This window comes from Romboutsia sp. D33t1_170424_H2, from assembly GCF_015669105.1.
Classification (GTDB): Bacteria; Bacillota; Clostridia; order Peptostreptococcales; family Peptostreptococcaceae; genus Romboutsia_C; species Romboutsia_C hominis.
Map to the genome: position 1 here is coordinate 1 of NZ_JADOZQ010000006.1, position 17,486 is coordinate 17,486.

15 protein-coding genes and 1 rRNA gene are annotated in these 17,486 nt (G+C 29.2%); 3 read left to right on the forward strand and 13 right to left on the reverse strand.

Annotated features, from left to right (window positions below; all coding sequences use genetic code 11):
* A 16S ribosomal RNA gene (locus tag I4U66_RS08460) occupies nt 1–404 on the reverse strand; the annotation flags it as partial.
* Nucleotides 405–985: 581 nt separating this feature from the next.
* On the opposite strand from I4U66_RS08460, the gene I4U66_RS08465 reads away from it, so the two are divergent.
* Nucleotides 986–1,774 (forward strand): threonine/serine exporter family protein, encoded by a 789-nt coding sequence (locus I4U66_RS08465; protein WP_092923813.1) that lies wholly within the window; start codon nt 986–988, stop codon nt 1,772–1,774.
* A complete protein-coding gene (locus tag I4U66_RS08470; RefSeq protein WP_092923811.1) occupies nt 1,774–2,250 on the forward strand; it encodes a threonine/serine exporter family protein in 477 nt (158 codons plus the stop codon). The genes I4U66_RS08465 and I4U66_RS08470 overlap by 1 nt, the downstream gene beginning before the upstream one ends.
* Nucleotides 2,251–2,356: 106 nt before the next feature.
* Here I4U66_RS08470 and I4U66_RS08475 read toward each other — a convergent pair whose 3' ends face one another.
* Nucleotides 2,357–2,806, reverse strand: a complete 450-nt coding sequence (locus I4U66_RS08475) for a SoxR reducing system RseC family protein (RefSeq protein WP_092923808.1) — start codon at nt 2,804–2,806, stop codon at nt 2,357–2,359.
* 10 nt (nt 2,807–2,816) lie between these two features.
* Entirely contained in the window at nt 2,817–3,107 is a 291-nt protein-coding gene (locus I4U66_RS08480; RefSeq protein WP_092923805.1) for a metal-sensitive transcriptional regulator, read from the reverse strand.
* Nucleotides 3,108–3,410: 303 nt separating this feature from the next.
* Here I4U66_RS08480 and I4U66_RS08485 point away from each other — a divergent pair, with 303 nt between their 5' ends.
* Nucleotides 3,411–3,683 (forward strand): hypothetical protein, encoded by a 273-nt coding sequence (locus tag I4U66_RS08485; protein ID WP_092923802.1) that lies wholly within the window; start codon nt 3,411–3,413, stop codon nt 3,681–3,683.
* A gap of 131 nt (nt 3,684–3,814) precedes the next feature.
* Here the strand turns inward: I4U66_RS08485 and aspS are convergent, their stop codons facing one another.
* The 10 genes from aspS to I4U66_RS08535 form a co-directional block, all read right to left on the reverse strand.
* Entirely contained in the window at nt 3,815–5,599 is a 1,785-nt protein-coding gene (gene aspS / locus I4U66_RS08490; RefSeq protein WP_092923800.1) for an aspartate--tRNA ligase, read from the reverse strand.
* Nucleotides 5,600–5,843: 244 nt separating this feature from the next.
* A complete protein-coding gene (hisS, locus tag I4U66_RS08495; RefSeq protein WP_092923797.1) occupies nt 5,844–7,106 on the reverse strand; it encodes a histidine--tRNA ligase in 1,263 nt (420 codons plus the stop codon).
* Entirely contained in the window at nt 7,096–8,568 is a 1,473-nt protein-coding gene (gene hemZ / locus I4U66_RS08500; RefSeq protein WP_092923794.1) for a coproporphyrinogen dehydrogenase HemZ, read from the reverse strand. Before hemZ ends, hisS begins: the two co-directional genes overlap by 11 nt.
* Before the next feature lie 130 nt (nt 8,569–8,698).
* Complete coding sequence (locus tag I4U66_RS08505; protein WP_092923791.1) at nt 8,699–9,322, reverse strand: MBL fold metallo-hydrolase; 624 nt, start codon at nt 9,320–9,322, stop codon at nt 8,699–8,701.
* 12 nt (nt 9,323–9,334) lie between these two features.
* Nucleotides 9,335–9,784, reverse strand: a complete 450-nt coding sequence (dtd, locus tag I4U66_RS08510) for a D-aminoacyl-tRNA deacylase (protein WP_092923788.1) — start codon at nt 9,782–9,784, stop codon at nt 9,335–9,337.
* An 11-nt stretch (nt 9,785–9,795) separates the two neighbouring features.
* Nucleotides 9,796–12,006, reverse strand: coding sequence for a RelA/SpoT family protein (locus I4U66_RS08515; protein ID WP_092923785.1), 2,211 nt, complete (start codon nt 12,004–12,006; stop codon nt 9,796–9,798).
* 192 nt (nt 12,007–12,198) lie between these two features.
* Complete coding sequence (locus I4U66_RS08520; protein ID WP_092923782.1) at nt 12,199–12,711, reverse strand: adenine phosphoribosyltransferase; 513 nt, start codon at nt 12,709–12,711, stop codon at nt 12,199–12,201.
* 14 nt (nt 12,712–12,725) lie between these two features.
* Entirely contained in the window at nt 12,726–15,233 is a 2,508-nt protein-coding gene (gene recJ, locus I4U66_RS08525; protein WP_195928757.1) for a single-stranded-DNA-specific exonuclease RecJ, read from the reverse strand.
* A gap of 13 nt (nt 15,234–15,246) precedes the next feature.
* On the reverse strand, nt 15,247–16,911 hold the full coding sequence (locus I4U66_RS08530; RefSeq protein WP_092923776.1) for an ABC1 kinase family protein: 1,665 nt from the start codon (nt 16,909–16,911) through the stop codon (nt 15,247–15,249).
* A 74-nt stretch (nt 16,912–16,985) separates the two neighbouring features.
* A complete protein-coding gene (locus I4U66_RS08535; protein ID WP_092923773.1) occupies nt 16,986–17,486 on the reverse strand; it encodes a gamma carbonic anhydrase family protein in 501 nt (166 codons plus the stop codon).

Below are 17,486 nucleotides of genomic sequence, written 5' to 3' on the forward strand. Positions count from 1 at the left end.
CCTTCATCGCTCACGCGGCGTTGCTGCATCAGGCTTTCGCCCATTGTGCAATATTCCCCACTGCTGCCTCCCGTAGGAGTTTGGACCGTGTCTCAGTTCCAATGTGGCCGATCACCCTCTCAGGTCGGCTACTGATCGTCGCCTTGGTAAGCCGTTACCTTACCAACTAGCTAATCAGACGCGGGTCCATCCTGTACCGCGAAAACTTTGATATTTTTACCATGCGATAAAATCATATTATCTCGTATTAGCATACCTTTCGGTATGTTATCCGTGTGTACAGGGCAGGTTACCCACGCGTTACTCACCCGTCCGCCGCTCTTCTCCGAAGAGAATCGCTCGACTTGCATGTGTTAGGCACGCCGCCAGCGTTCATCCTGAGCCAGGATCAAACTCTCAAAATAAATTCTTCGAATTTATATCGCCAACGAAATTGTTTCACATACGTTCAACAACATCCGTTGCTAAAATAAATTTGACTACCTGCTCAGACTATCATTATCTGAATATCTGGCTTGGTTTGTTTTCGATTCTTTAAGAATCAGTTATATAAATTAACCTACTGTTTAATTTTCAAAGTTCTTACTGTCCTCTCTTGGACAAGTACTACTATATCATCTTATTTTTATATGGTCAACACTTTTTTTAAACTTTTTTATTTTTTTCATTTTTTCTCAATATTTTGTATCAATATTTTTTATAAAAAGCAAGTAATAATCTAGATTTAGGTTATTTTTATTATATTATGTATTAATAAAATTTTTTAAAAATATTTTTATTTGTATTTTTAAATTCTATAAGTTTTTTAATATAAATAAAAGATGAGTATTTTGACAAAATAGATATAATAATTATTATTATTTAATCTATATAATGTATAAATTTAAAGCTTTATTTTAAATTCATATATTTAACTATAGTTTTGTAAACATATGTCAAAAAAGATGTTATAATGCTTATAATAGGTTAGTTAGGAGGGAATTTTATGTATAACGACAGCAATCAAGAATACAAAAAAGACGTACTTAGGTTAGCTTTATTTCTTGGTGAACTTATGCTAATAAATGGGGCTGAAACTTATCGTGTAGAGGATAGCGTTATTAGAGTTTGTAAGTCGAGGGGTTTTAATCATATTAGCGTATTTGCAACTCCTACCGCTATCATCATATCAGATGATAGATTTGATGGTTTATCCTTCATGAAAACGATTAGAAACCGTGGAATAAACTTAAACAAAATTTCTCTACTTAATAATTTTTCTAGAGAGTTTGTTAATGCAAAGGATATGCCTATAAAAGATGCTTTAGCAGAGCTTAAAGTTCTTGGGGAGACTCCTGAACATCCGCCTAAATTAGTTTACATAGCCACAGGTTTAGCATCTGCTTCTTTTGCTTGTGTTGTTGGGGGTAATAATTTAATTAATTTCATATTTACAACTATAATATCTATACTAGCAGTTATATGTTATAAAAAAATTATGAAGATAAGTAATATACCAGCCTTTTCTAGTTTAATAGCTTCAGTATTTATAGCTTTAACTGGGGTTTTAATAACAGAACTTGGTTTCTTAGCAACACCTAAAACCCTAATAGTTGGTTCTATAATGCCACTACTTCCTGGAGTATCTTTTATAAAAGGTATACGTGATTTAATTGCAGGGGATTTAATTTCAGGAGTAGCACGTGCTTTTGATGCAGGCTTAACTGCTATTTCTATAGCTTGTGGTGTTGGTCTTGTTCTAGATTTATGGCTTAAGTTTGGAGGTGCATTCTAATGACTGATATGAGTTTAGTTTGGCATTTTATATTTTCAGCATTTTCTACTGTTGGATTTGCTGTATTTTTAAATGGACCTATATCTACACTAGTTCCAGCAGGAATTACTGGAGGTATAGGGTGGACAATGTATTATTATTTAATGGGAATTACTTCTAATGCAATAATTTCAAACTTCATAGCTACTCTAATTGTTGCTTTTATAAGTGAAATGCTTGCTAGGAAATTAAAACATCCTGCAATATTATTTGTAATACCAGGTATAATACCTTTAGTTCCTGGACTTGGAATGTATAATACTATGCTTTATCTAGTTCAAAGAGATTATGATATGGCTGTATCAGTTGGTACAGATGTATTATTTTCTGGGGCCGCTATAGCACTTGGAATATTAGTTATGACTTCTTTTGTTAGAACTATAAATATATTCAAACTAAAGAAAATGGCAGCATTAATTCAAAAGGTTAATAAATAATTGCTTAGATTTTAATTATAAAACCTTTATAAAAAAGCTATGAAAATAGAGTTTAATTCTATATTCATAGCCTTTTTATTAATATATGAGCATGATTGACTATATACTATAAAGAAATATCTTTTCCACTTGATACTATATCCGTAATTATAGGTATATACTCTCTGCTCTCTCTAAATTTTTTATCTCTTTTTTTAAGTATAAAAAAAACAATCATCATAGTAGTAATACCCACTATAAAACTTATAACTTCTATACTACTTGTCATACTTATGCTATTTAATATAAAATATGTAGCTATTGTTCCAATCAAAAGACCTGCTAATGGAGTAAGATATACTAAAAAGGCTGCTTTTAATACATTTACACCATCCATATTTACTTTTACCCTATCTCCAACTTTAGCACCTATGTTATTATCAACTTCTACCACTATGTCTTTTGATTCTGAACTAGTAACACATTTTCCACAAGCTGCACAAGCAGAATGCCTTTGCATTTTTAGCTTAGCAGTATTTTTATCTAAAATCTCTATTATATACCCTTGTTGTTCCACAAAACCACCCCTATTTTGTAAACTTAGTTATAGTACCCATTAATTCATTTATAACATCTTCTGTAACTTCTTCATTACCGCTTTTTATGGTGTGAGAAACACATCCTTTTATATGATTTTCAAGCACTATTGTACCCACTTTGTTTATAGCAGATCTAATTGCCGATATTTGGACCAATATATCTACACAATACCTTTCTTCTTCTATCATATTTTGAATACCTTTAACTTGTCCCTCTATTCTTTTAAGTCTTTTTATAAGAGCTTCTTTATCATTTGACTCAGCTAATTTTCTTTCCATATGTTCACCTCTTTTATTGATATATATATTATAGCTTATTTTTATTTTTTCGATGTGGATTTAATTCAAACTATCTAATACTTTATACGAATTTTTTAGAAAATATAGCCTACTAATCATTTTTAATTACAAAATAAATAGTTTTTAATAATGATTAGTAATTATATTATATAATATAATTATTAAATTCTAAATATTTTTCATATTTATATCTTAATTATAATACTATTTTACTCTTTTAAGTATAGTTTTAGCTTATTATGTTGATTATATTAATAGATTACTTTTAAAGGAGATTCTAATATGGATACTAATTCTAAATCAAATGCTAAAAAAGCTTTAAATAACTTAAGAATGGAAGTTTCATCTGAACTTGATTATTACGATAGCTCAGATAATAAAACAACTAATAAATATTCACAAGATACTTTAGATGATCATGCTAAAAATTTATTATCTGGAGATAAAGCATATAACATGGAGGGTACTAAACCTTATGCGGGTGGAGAAAGATCCGTTGAAGGTGGAGAAAAGATGCTTGTAAGCAAGTACTATTCTCAAAATAATATTAAATAGTCAAACTTAAATTATAATTTTTATGTATCCACTAGGTTTATACCTTGCTCAAAAATAAATAAATAAAGAAAGTGCCTCTTAATAATCTATCTTGAGGCACTTTCTTTGCTATAATATACAAAATTTGTATATTACTTGTTTATTTCAACTTTTATATTTAATTCTTTTAATTGCGCTTCTTCAGCTACTGCTGGAGCATTAGTCATTGGACATACTGCACTTTGGTTTTTAGGGAATGCTATAACATCTTTTATGTTAGTAGTTCCTGCAAGTATCATAACTAATCTATCAAGTCCAAATGCAATTCCTGCATGAGGAGGAGTTCCATACTTAAATGCATCTAATAAGAATCCAAATTTCTCTCTAGCTTCTTCTTCAGTAAATCCTAATGCTTTAAACATTTTTTGTTGAACGTCAGCGTTAAATATTCTAACACTTCCTCCACCAACTTCGTATCCGTTTATAACTATATCGTAAGCCTTAGCTCTTAAAGATGCTTTGTCATCTCCTTCAAGCTTTTCTATATCTTCATCCATTGGAGAAGTGAATGGATGATGTTTAGCTACCATTCTTCCAGTTTCTTCATCTTCTTCAAATACAGGGAATTCAGTTACCCATAACATTTTGTATTCATTGTTGTCTAATAAGTTAAGTCTTCTAGCAACTTCAAGTCTAACTTGACCTAATGCATCAAATACTACAGAGTTTTTATCAGCAACGAATAATAATAAGTCGCCTTCTTTAGCATTCATTCTGTCAAGTATAGCTGTTAATTCTTCTTCTGTGAAGAACTTAGCTATTGGAGAAGTAACCTCTCTGTTAGCTCCTATTCTCATCCAAGCAAGACCTTTAGCTCTGTAAGTCTTAGCATGGTCTTCTATTTTACTTAATTGCTTTTTACTTATTTCATCAGATTTACCTTCAACATTTATACCTCTAACGCTCATTCCATCTTTAGTAGCATTAGCAAATACTCCAAATCCACAGTTTTCTACTAAATCAGATATATTAGTTAATTCGTATCCAAATCTAGTATCAGGCTTATCACTTCCGTATCTTTCCATAGCTTCAGCATATGTCATAACTGGAAGTGGTAATGCTACATCTACATTTAATATTTCTTTAAATATAGTTTGCACCATTTTTTCCATTATTGCCATAACATCTTCTTGTTCAACAAAAGACATTTCACAGTCTATTTGAGTAAACTCAGGTTGTCTGTCTGCTCTTAAGTCTTCATCTCTAAAGCACTTAACTATTTGGAAGTATCTATCCATACCACTTACCATTAATAATTGTTTGAATAATTGTGGTGATTGTGGTAAAGCATAGAATTTACCTTCATTAACTCTACTTGGTACAAGATAATCTCTAGCACCTTCTGGAGTTGGCTTTATTAAGAAAGGTGTTTCTATTTCACAGAAGTTATTTTCTGTTAAGTAGTTTCTTACTATATTTGCAACCTTACTTCTTAACATTAAAGTCTTTTGCATAGATGGCTTTCTTAAATCTAAGTATCTATACTTAAGTCTTAATTCTTCTGATACATTATCATCATCTTTTATATATATTGGTGGTGTTTGAGATTCATTAAGTATTCTAAGTTCAGTAGCAAATACTTCTATATCACCAGTTGGCATGTTAGGGTTTTTAGATGATCTTTCACAAACTTTTCCCTTAACAGCTATAACATATTCAGAACCTAACTTTTCAGCCTTAGCAAAAGCTTCAGCATTAACGTCAGTATCAAATATTATTTGGCATAATCCACTTCTATCTCTTAAGTCAACAAATACTAATCCACCTAAGTTTCTTTTCTTTTGAACCCATCCCATAAGGACAACTTCTTCATTTATATTGTTTTCTCTTAAGTCCCCACAATAGTGAGTTCTCTTTAATCCGTTTAGAGTTTCCATTATTTACCCTCCAGGCTTTCTTTAAATTTCCTATAGCACATAATAAACTATATTTATTTAAAAATTATTGATATATAATCTTTGTATATGTGCTTCAAAAGTCTTTCTTTAAGACCTTTTGTATAAGACTTATTATAATTTAATATTTTATCATTACTGCAATTTACTTGTCCATTTAAAATTGGCTTTCTATAATTTATGATATATCATTTATTATATTTAAAATTGTATAGTAATTTATAAATTATAATCTTTCCTTTAATTCTTTAACTATATCACTTAGTTTTATAGTAGTTTGCTCTGATGTAGCCATATTCTTAAGTGTAGCACTATCATTTTCTAACTCATCATCACCTATAACTATAGTGAATTTTGCATTTATTTTATCTGAGTACTTAAATTGTGCCTTAACGCTTCTATCTAAGTGGTCATTTTCAGCACTTATATGTTCACTTCTTAAATCTTTTAATATTTTAAAGCTCTTAGTTTTAGCTTTATCTCCTATTGTTACTATGAATATATCCATAGCATGTGGATTTTCGATTTCTATATTATTATTTTCTAAAGTTAATAATAATCTTTCAACTCCTAGACCAAATCCTATACCACTAACTCCTTTAGGTCCTCCAATTTGTTCTACTAGTCCGTCGTATCTTCCTCCACCACAAACTGTACTTTGAGCACCAATATCATTTGATATTATCTCAAAAGCAGTTTTCTTGTAGTAATCAAGTCCTCTAACAATTTTTTTGTCAACTACATAGTTTATTTCCATTTCACTTAAGTACTCTTGTACTTTTGCAAAGTGTTCTCTACAATCATCACATAAGTGATCTACCATAAAAGGTACATCTTGTAAGTTTTCTTGACATGTAGGATTCTTACAGTCTATAACTCTCATTGGGTTTTTATCTTTTCTTTCTAAGCAAGTTTCGCATAATACATCTGCTTTTGAATCTAAGTATGCTTTTAGTATTTCGTTGTATTTAGCTCTACAAGTTGGACATCCAACAGAGTTTATGCTAACCACTAAATCTTTAAGACCAACTTCATTGAAAAATTGAACAGCTAAAGCTATTACTTCTGCATCTAATGATGGTTTGTCACTTCCTAAAGCTTCTATTCCAAATTGGTGGAATTGTCTTTGTCTTCCTGCTTGTGGTCTTTCATATCTAAAACAAGGTGTCATATAAAATAACTTTGTTGGTTGAGTTTCTGCATATAATTTATTTTCTATAAATGCTCTAACTACACCAGCAGTTCCCTCTGGCTTTAAAGTTATATCTCTTTTACCTTTATCTTCAAAAGAATACATTTCCTTTTGTACTATGTCAGTTGTATCTCCAACACTTCTTTTGAATAATTCTGTATGTTCAAATATTGGAGTTCTCATTTCTTCGTATCCAAATAATGCACATACCTCTCTAAATTTATTTTCAACATAATTCCATTTGTAAGCATCTTTTGGAGTTATGTCCTTAGTTCCTCTTGGAGCTTTAGTTAACATTTTTGTATATCTCCTTTCTCTTTCTTTCTATCATTTCATCAACTCTGTCTATATATTGCTCTACATTTTTAACATTGTCAACTCTTTCTATTCTATCTTCATCAACATATACAAATTTTGATATAGATCCAGCACCTACTGCATAGTTACTTTGCTTTTCTTCCATTATTTGAATGTTATATATACATTCATAACCTTCTTTAGCATATCCTATGTTTTCTAGATTTCCTAACATATGCTTTTGACGGTACATATAATATGGATTAAGTCCCATATCACGAGCATATTCCATTGATAAATCTATCATTTTTATCATTTCTTCATATCTTGTAAGTTCGTATTTATCTAGATTTTCTTTTAGATTAGATGCTCTTTTTACAGCTAATGTATGTACTGTTAAACTTTCTGGTGAAAGTTTTTTGATTTCTTCTAAAGTATTTCTAACCATATCTAAATCTTCATCTACAAGACCTAATATGATATCCATATTTATATTATCAAATCCTATTGCTCTTGCCATATTAAAACAATCTACTATATCAGCTACAGTATGGTCTCTACCTATTTTAGCTAATGTTTCATCATTCATAGTTTGAGGATTTATACTTATTCTATCTACATTATGCTTTTTAAGAACTTCTAATTTTTCTCTAGTTATAGTATCAGGTCTTCCTGCTTCTACTGTAAATTCTTTTATTGTACTTAAATCTAACTCTTTAAATAAAGCAGTTATTAAAGTATCTAACTCTTCTTTTTCTAAAGCTGTTGGAGTTCCTCCGCCAATATATAGTGTTTCTATTTCTTTATTAGTGTCTTTTAATATTTTAGAAAGTCCCTTTATTTCTTCTATAAGCTTATCTACATATTCTTTTCTTAAATGTCCAAATTGCTTTAATGGATTTGCTGGGAATGAACAATAATAACATCTTGTTGGACAGAATGGTATACCTACATATAAAGAAATTTTATTTTTATCTATTGGATATATAAATATTCTTTCTCTCTTTGCAATTTCTAAGCTTAAGTCTATTTTTTCATCCATTATATAGTATTTTTCTTTTAATATTTTTCTTATAGACTCTTCATCTACACCTTGATCTAATAGAGTGTGTACTATCTTAACAGGTCTTATACCTGTTAGTATCCCCCAAGGTACATATGAGTTTAATCTATTTTTTAAAACTTTAAATATACTTCTTTTTATAGTTTCTTTTGTAGCTTTTTTTATTTCTTGTTCATTTAATCCACTTATGTTTATATGGTCTCTAAACTCATACTTTAAATCATAATTTTCATAGTATTCAGTTTTAGCGATTATTGTATCATTATATTTTAATAATGTATTTGTTAATATTCTTCCGAAGCTTTTTCTTTCTACAAATTCAAAATCCGTAGTAAATAGTTTTATTAATTCAGCTACTTCGTATTTATAATCATGTCCTTTTAAAACTACACCTATCATTTTCTTGCTCCTTCTTAACATAATAGTTAAATTTACTTTAAGTTACTTAAATGCCTAAAAGATAGCTAATATAGCTATCTTTTAAAACTTTAGTTATATATTATCCATAAGTTATTGGAGCAATTATTTTTTATCTGCTCATATATGGATTGCTCGTCTTTTCTATTCCTAAAGTAGAACTTGGTCCATGACCTGGATAAATTTTAACGTCATTTTCATATTTTGATAATTTCTTAAGAGATTTTTCTAACTCTTTATAACTTCCTCCAATAAAATCTGTTCTACCTATACTTCCTGCAAATAAAGTATCTCCAGTAAACATATCATCATTGACTCTTATACACATTCCACCTTTTGTATGTCCTGGTGTATGTATAAATGATAGTTTTAAATTACCTAATGTTAATTTCTCTTTATCATTTACATATATGTCAGCATCTAATTCTTGTGGTCCGCAATGAGGCATCATACAACTTAAATTTTTTCTATTATCATTTAATAGCTCTTTTTCATCAGTATGTGCAACTACCTTAGCACCTGTCTTTTCTCTTATAGATTTTACTGCACCTATATGATCTCCATGTCCATGAGTTAATAATATATACTCAAGTGTTAAACCATTATTTTTTATATAATTTAATATCTTATCTTCTGCTCCACCTGGGTCTACTACTGCACATTTTTTAGTTTCTTCATCTACTAATATATACATATTTTCACCAAAGCTTGGTTCAAGTATTTTTTCTATTTTCATTTTTAAATCCCCCTAGAAAGCTTTATTTGACTCTAATAATATTGTAACTGGTCCATCATTAGTTAAATCTACCATCATATGAGCACCAAACTCACCAGTTCCAACTACTATATCATTATTCTTTGCTTTTTGTACAAACTCTTCATAAAGTTTAGTTGCAACATCTGGTCTTGCTGCATTTGTAAAGCTTGGTCTTTTTCCTTTTCTACAATCACCATATAAGGTAAATTGTGAAACCACTAAAAGTTCTCCACCTACATCTTTAAGAGATAAGTTCATTTTTTCATTTTCATCTTCAAAAATTCTTAGGTTTAGTATTTTATCTATCATGTAATCAACATCTTTTGATGTATCTTCATGAGTCACTCCAAGTAAAACAAGTAGTCCCTTGTTTATTTGGCCTGTAACACGATCACCTACTGTAACTTTAGATGATGATACTCTTTGTACAACTGCTCTCATAGTCCTTCCTCCTAGTTTATTACTCTATATACATCTTCTATTCCTGGTATAGATTTTATCTTTTTCATTAATAAATTTAGCTCATCTATATTATCAACTTCAATAAGTAGATTAACATTTATAATACCTTCTTTTCCTTTTCTGGCATTTATACCATTAAATCCTACTTTTTCAACTGCTACAGCATGAGTTATATCATTAATTATACCTTTTCTATCTACACCTTTTATTTGAATTTCTGCTTCAAATCTACTACTTTCCGAGTTACACCATTCAACTTCTAATAATCTATTTTTAAAGAAGTCTCCATTTACATTTGCATTAGGACAGTCTTTTCTATGAACAGCTACACCTCTACCTTTTGTAACATATCCTACTATTTCATCACCTGGAAGTGGATTACAACATTTTGCAAATCTAACTAATATATTATCAAGTCCTTTTACTGTTACTCCTTGAGATGTATTCTTTCTCTTTTTCTTATATTCAGAATCTGTTAAATTGTGATTCTTTAAGTCCTCTACAGCATTTGCTTCTTGTTCTTTTTTAGTTTTTTTGACTTCTTTTTCGTATAATTCTCTTACCTTTGGAACAACTTGTGATGCCATTATTCCACCATAACCAATAGTAGCTATTAAATCCTCTACAGTTTGTTGATTGAATTTTTTAGCCACTTGACCTAGGTACTTTTCTATACAAGCTTCTTTTGCTGGTATATTATATTTTTTAAATTCTTTTTCAAGTATTAAATTTCCACGTTCAATATTTTCTTCTCTTCTTTCCTTTTTAAACCACTGTCTTATTCTACTTTTAGCATTTGGTGTTTTTACTATATTAATCCAGTCTCTACTTGGTCCATTTGAATTTGAAGAAGTTAATATTTCTACTATATTTCCGTTTTGTAATTTATAATCGATAGGAACTATTCTTCCGTCTATCTTAGCTCCAACGCATTTATTACCTACATTAGTATGCACTCTATAAGCAAAATCTATTGGAGTTGCACCTGCCGGAAGTTCTATAACGTCCCCCCTTGGAGTGAATACATAAACTTGACTACTAAATACATCATCTTTAAGAGCATCTAAAAACTCTTGAGGATCTTTTAAGTCTTTTTCCCACTCCATCATTTGTCTTAACCATTGAAGTTTCTCTTCAACATTTTGTCTTGTATCTTGAGTTTTACCTTCTTTATATTTCCAGTGAGCTGCAATCCCGTATTCAGCTATTTGATGCATTTCTTTTGTTCTTATTTGTATCTCTACAGGCTCTCCATCTGGCCCTATAACAGTGGTATGAAGACTTTGATACATATTAGGTTTTGGCATTGCTATATAATCTTTAAATCTTCCTGGAATTGGCTTCCATAATGTATGTACCATTCCAAGTACTGCATAACAATCTTTAACATTATCTACTATTATTCTGACTGCTGTTAAATCGTAAATTTCTTCAAATCCCTTGTCTTTGTTTTTCATCTTACTGTATATACTATAAAAATGCTTAGGTCTTCCATATACATTGTATGGTATATTTACAGATTTTAATTTTTCATCTAGTATACTTAAAACTTTTTTTATATACTCTTCCCTTTGACTTCTTTTTTTAGCTACTTTTTCAACTAATTCATAGTATCCATCTGGATCTATATATCTAAGTGCTAAATCTTCTAATTCCCATTTTATTTTAGAAATACCTAATCTATTTGCTATTCCCCCATAGATTTCAAGTGTTTCTTTTGCTTTTGATTTTGCTTTTTCTGGAGGCATAAATTTTAAAGTTCTCATGTTATGAAGTCTATCTGCTAATTTTATAAGTATAACTCTTATATCCTTAGCCATAGCCATAAACATTTTTCTTAGATTTTCTGCCTGTGTTTCTTCTTTTGATTGATACTTAATTTGTCCAAGTTTAGTTACTCCGTCCACTAAATTGGCAATTTCTTGAGAAAACTCTTTTTCTATATCTTCATAAGTATAGTCCGTATCTTCAACAACGTCATGTAATATTCCTGCTGCTATAGTTTCTATATCAAGTTCCATGTCTGCTAGTATATTGGCAACTGCTAGAGGATGAATGAAATAAGGTTCACCAGACTTTCTAAATTGACCTTCATGTGCTTTTTTACCAAGATAATAAGCTTTTTTTACTAAATCTATATCAGCATTTGGAGCATAACCTTTTATTTTTTCTATTAATTCTTGTAATTCCTTATCATGCATAATACCACCTATTTTACATATGTAATTTTATAAAGCCTCATTCATTTACTCAAAGAAACAAAACCCTATATTAATTTAATACCTTTTTAATCCTATTGTATAAACATTTTAATTCTTTATACTAAAATAGTTGGTATAATACCAACTATTTTAGTAATGCCTTTAAGCACCTTTGTAAAATAATCTAATTTATTAATATTTTATTAGAGAATTTACATCGTATTTAGATAGCTTTTCTCTTCCATTTAAGGACTCTAATTCTATTAAGAATTGCATAGATACAACTTCTCCACCTAATTTTTCTATTAGAGCCGCTGCAGCTTCCATAGTTCCTCCAGTAGCTAGTAAGTCATCAACTATTGCTACTCTTTGTCCTGGCTTTATAGCATCTTTATGTATTTGTAAAGTGTCACTACCATATTCTAATCCGTACTGATAGCTTTCTGTTTCATATGGTAATTTTCCTGGTTTTCTAACTGGGACAAATCCAACTCCCATTCCATAAGCAACTGGAGTTCCTGTTAAGAATCCTCTCGCTTCAGGTCCTACTACTATGTCTATGTTTTTATCTTTTAAATTTTTTATAAATTCGTCTATAGCATATTTAAAAGCTTCTCCGTCTTGCATTAATGTAGTTATATCCTTAAAACTTACTCCTTCTTTTGGGAAGTCTTTGATTTCTCTTATCTTTTGTTTTAAATCCATTACAATTGCTCCTCCTAATAACTTTCTCTGTATTTCTCGTTAAGAGTTTTTAAGTTTTTAAGTATTTTACTTTCATCTAAGTTTAATTTTTTGTCTGGTTTTGGTAATAACTTTATATGTATAGATTTTGTATTTAGTAAGTTATCATATACAAACTCAAAATCTAATAGTAACAATTCTTTAAACACTTTTAATATTGTAAATACTTTTAAAGGTATCATGTTAAATACCTTCTTTATATCCTTAAAATCAACATTTATTTCTTTATTTGAAAGCATAAATTTATATACGTATATAAATTCTTCTCTTTCTGGAATTAAATTATTTACAATATTGTTTAGATATAGTAAATCCGTTTGACTATAATATTTGATAATTATAGCCTCATTATTCGCTTTTTCGTATAAATGAGAATAGTCCCCCATATTATACAAATAATCATAAAGAATAATATTATTATATCTTTTTATATTAATTTTTTCAATATTTGGAGAGAATATAAGCTGCAGTTTATCACTATTTGACATAATTTCGTTGTAGTTTATATCAAATCCATCTATTATATCTTCATCTACTAATGATATATCTGATATAGCTTTATAAAACCCATTTATAGTATTTGCTATAACTAATGTATCTTTAGTTATGTAATCAAATATATTAATATCTTTATTTCCACTTATCATTTCTTCTATATTATCAAATCCAAATTTTTCATATAATGAATTTTTATCAACTTCTTTTATATCGTATAAGCAATTTTCATTAGGTATAGTCTTTGAAAATAGTTCAATAATATCTTCATTTGTACTACTATTTTTAGGATAAGACATTCTTATATCTTTTAATAAAAGCTGAATACTTCTTCTTCCCATAAAATTATTTTCATCTAATTGAAAAAGTACATCTACCTTATCTCCTGGCATATATCTTTCTTTAAGGTATGCCATATTAAATCCTATACATTCATAAGACTTTTCTTTTTCTATAGTAAACTTTATATGTTGTTTATTTTTACCCATAGTTATTATACTTTTAAGTATTGCATCTCTTACTATGAATCTAGGGTTAGGGTTATTTAATCCATATGGCTCTAGCTTATGAAGTTCTTCTACTAATTCTAAACTTATAGATTCTTCTTTTAATTCAAGTTCAGCTTTTACATTTTCGATTAAGTCTTCTTCAGTAAGTTCATACTCTGCAAACTTATTAACTTCATTAGAAAGCTTGTCTATGTTTTCTTTATCTAAAGATAAACCTGCTGCTTGTTCATGCCCACCAAACTTATTTAATAAATCTTTACATCTTACAAGTGCATCAAATATACTAAACCCTTTTATAGATCTAGCTGAACCTGTAGCTTCACCATTTTCTATAGTTAATAGTATTGTTGGCTTGTAATATTTTTCTGTAAGCTTTGATGCAACTATACCAATAACTCCATGTTGCCACCCTTCATTAGCTATAACTAAAACTTTATCAGTCTTGTACTTTTCATTAGCCTCTATTATAGCCTCTGCTTCTTGATACATTTTTCCTTCTATTAACTGTCTTTCGTTATTTTTCTCTTCTAGTAACATTGCTATTTCTTTAGCTTTTTCTGTATCTTTTGTAGTAAATAATTCAACACCTAACATTGAGTATCCAAGTCTACCTGATGCATTTATTCTAGGTCCTATAGAAAATCCTATATGAGATGAACCTATTTTTTCTGTTTCAACTCCACAAACCTTTATAAGCTCCCTTAAGCCTATATTATTGCCCTTAGACATAAGAGTTAAACCATTTTTTACTATTATTCTATTTTCGTCTACTAGCGGTACTATATCACATATAGTAGCTAGGGTTGTTATTTCTAAATATTTATATAAACTATTTTTAAATTCTTCTTTAGGAGTAAGTGCTTGTATTAATTTAAAGGCAACACCGCATCCACAAAGCATATCAAAAGGATAGTTACAATCTTCTTGTTTTGGATTTATAACAGCTAGAGCATTAGGTATTTCACTTTGACACTCATGATGGTCTGTTATTATAACATCTATACCTAATTCATTTGCTATTTTTACTTCCTCTACAGATGTAATACCACAGTCTACACTTATCATTAGGTTACATCCTTGATTATGTATGTGTCTTATAGCTTCTTCATTTATGCCATATCCTTCTTCTAATCTATTTGGTATGTAATAATTAACTGGATAGTTAATAGAGTCAAAATATAAACATAATATTGAGGTAGAAGATACTCCATCTACATCATAATCTCCATATATCCATATGCTCTCTTTATTGTCTATAGCTTTTTTTATTCTATCTACGGCTTTATCCATGTCCTTCATTAAAAATGGGTCTCTTAAATATTCTAATGATGGATTCATAAATATTTCTGCATCTTTTTCGTTATTTATTTCCCTATTTTTTAAAATTTGACTAATTTCCGGGGAAATTTTTAATTTTTTACTTAATTCGCTTTCACATACATCTCCCGTATGTTTAAGTGTCCATTTTTTATTGAACATAACTTATCCCCCTCTATTTCTTTTTATATTGAATTCTTATAATTTTGACTACTATTAATATACCTATTATAAATGATATAAAGAAACCGCTTAATGCAGTAAACCTTATCCATATATTATTAGTTATATTAGGTGATGAAATTATAAGTGAGGAACCGACTATTATAGCAGCTAATACTAAACTTAAAGACACTTGTGTAGTTAGATCCCTCATTATTTCCTCTAGTGAAGCAAACTTTATGTCTTCTAATTGAATTTTTATATTGTTTTTTTCTATATTTCTAAGTATACCTCTCATTTGCTTAGGTATAGTTTTCATATCTGATATTATCTCTTCTGTCATATGTTTTGACTTTAAGAAAGCATTTTGAGGATTAAATTTATTTATATAATAATGCTTCATAAATTCTTTACCTATAGATGACACGGAGAAGTTTGGATTTAAATCTCTTCCAGTTCCTTCTAGGGTTATTACTGCTTTTGCAAGTGTAGAAAGCTGTGATGGTATTGATACTTTATATCTTCTAAAGAATCTAAATACTTCATTCATAATATCCGATATATTTATTTTTTCTATTGGAACATCATAATAATAATGAATTAAATATAATAAATCTTGTCTTAGCCCAATTATATCCACTTCATTATTTATAACATCCATCTCTGTTAATATATATATTACCCTATCTACATTCTTCTCTACCAGAGCTACTGCAATTTCATTTAAAGCATTTAGTGTATTTCTATCTACTATTCCTACCATCCCAAAATCAATGTAAGATATAGTGTTTTGACTAACCACAAAAATATTGCCTGGGTGTGGGTCAGCATGAAAAAAGCCATACTCAAATACTTGCTTAAATAAAGACTTAATCCCTATATCACTTATTATCTTTGTGTCCCAATTAAGTTCCTTTATTTTCTCTGCATCATTTAGTTTTATACCTATAATTTTTTCCATTACTAATACTTTTTTTGTAGTAAATTCTCCATAGATTTTAGGTATATAAACTTCTCTACTATTTTCAAACATTTTCCTAAACTTCATAGCATTTATAGCTTCAAAGTTGTAATCTAGCTCTCTCATTAATTGAGTTTGAAACTCTTCAATTATCTGTATAACGTCTATAGAGCTATGTTTATTTGAATCTTTAAATGCTAAAACCATTCCCTTTAGTATTTCTAAATCTGATTTTATCCTACTTTCAATATTAGGTCTTTGTATCTTTATTATTACATCTTCTCCATTTTGAAGCTTGGCTTCATATACTTGCCCAATAGATGCCGCCCCTATTGGATTAGGATTAAATTCATTAAATACTTTTTCTATATCTAGACCTATTTCTTCTTTAAATATCTCTTTAGCAATATCCGTATCAAAAGGTTCTACACTATCTCTAAGCAAAGATAATTCATCTATTATATCTTGGTCTAACAAATCTTTTCTAGTACTTAAGATTTGTCCTAACTTAACATAAGTAGGTCCTAACTCTTCAAAAGCTCGTCTTATCTTTTCCCCCGTAGACATTTGTTTTATTTCTTCAGATGGATTGGTTATAGGTATTTTATATGCTACACCTTCAATATTTAATTTTTCTACTATATAAGAAAACCCATATTTAATTAATATGCGTATAATTTCTTTGTATCTTTTTATATTTCTGTAACTTATTCTCACTCTTATCAGCTCCATCTTTTATTGACTTAAGTAAACAATAAAAGGGCAATATTAAAATTGCCCTTTTAGTTTTCTTATTTATGATTATTTGCAGTTTCTACATATTTTAATGCTGATTTTTTAAGATTTTCTTTTTCTTCATGTGTTAGTTCTCTTATTACTTTTGCAGGTGAACCCATAGCAAGTACTCCTGATGGTATTTCTTTACCTGGAGGTACTAAGCTTCCAGCAGCAAGTAGTGTACTTTCTCCGACTTTAGCACCATCTAACACTATTGCCCCCATACCTATTAATGTATTATCTCCTATTTTACATCCATGTATAAGAGCTTTGTGTCCTATAGTTACATTGTTTCCTATTATAGTCGGTGCATCATGACAAATATGAACTACACATCCATCTTGAATATTTGTATTTTCTCCTATAGTTATGCTACTTTCATCTGCTCTTATAACTACGTTATACCATATGTTAGCATTTTTTCCTATAGTTACATTACCTATTATATCTGCACTATCTGCTACAAACACATTTTCATGAATATTAGGTTCTATTCCTTTGTACCCTTTTATCAT

Coding starts and splice junctions, on each gene's coding strand:
- I4U66_RS08465 (WP_092923813.1), top strand. CDS start 986: ATGTATAACGACAGCAATCAAGAATACAAAAAAGACGTACTTAGGTTA.
- I4U66_RS08470 (WP_092923811.1), top strand. CDS start 1,774: ATGACTGATATGAGTTTAGTTTGGCATTTTATATTTTCAGCATTTTCT.
- I4U66_RS08480 (WP_092923805.1), bottom strand. CDS start 3,107: ATGGAAAGAAAATTAGCTGAGTCAAATGATAAAGAAGCTCTTATAAAA.
- I4U66_RS08485 (WP_092923802.1), top strand. CDS start 3,411: ATGGATACTAATTCTAAATCAAATGCTAAAAAAGCTTTAAATAACTTA.
- aspS (WP_092923800.1), bottom strand. CDS start 5,599: ATGGAAACTCTAAACGGATTAAAGAGAACTCACTATTGTGGGGACTTA.
- hisS (WP_092923797.1), bottom strand. CDS start 7,106: ATGTTAACTAAAGCTCCAAGAGGAACTAAGGACATAACTCCAAAAGAT.
- hemZ (WP_092923794.1), bottom strand. CDS start 8,568: ATGATAGGTGTAGTTTTAAAAGGACATGATTATAAATACGAAGTAGCT.
- I4U66_RS08505 (WP_092923791.1), bottom strand. CDS start 9,322: ATGAAAATAGAAAAAATACTTGAACCAAGCTTTGGTGAAAATATGTAT.
- dtd (WP_092923788.1), bottom strand. CDS start 9,784: ATGAGAGCAGTTGTACAAAGAGTATCATCATCTAAAGTTACAGTAGGT.
- I4U66_RS08515 (WP_092923785.1), bottom strand. CDS start 12,006: ATGCATGATAAGGAATTACAAGAATTAATAGAAAAAATAAAAGGTTAT.
- I4U66_RS08520 (WP_092923782.1), bottom strand. CDS start 12,711: ATGGATTTAAAACAAAAGATAAGAGAAATCAAAGACTTCCCAAAAGAA.
- recJ (WP_195928757.1), bottom strand. CDS start 15,233: ATGTTCAATAAAAAATGGACACTTAAACATACGGGAGATGTATGTGAA.
- I4U66_RS08535 (WP_092923773.1), bottom strand. CDS start 17,486: ATGATAAAAGGGTACAAAGGAATAGAACCTAATATTCATGAAAATGTG.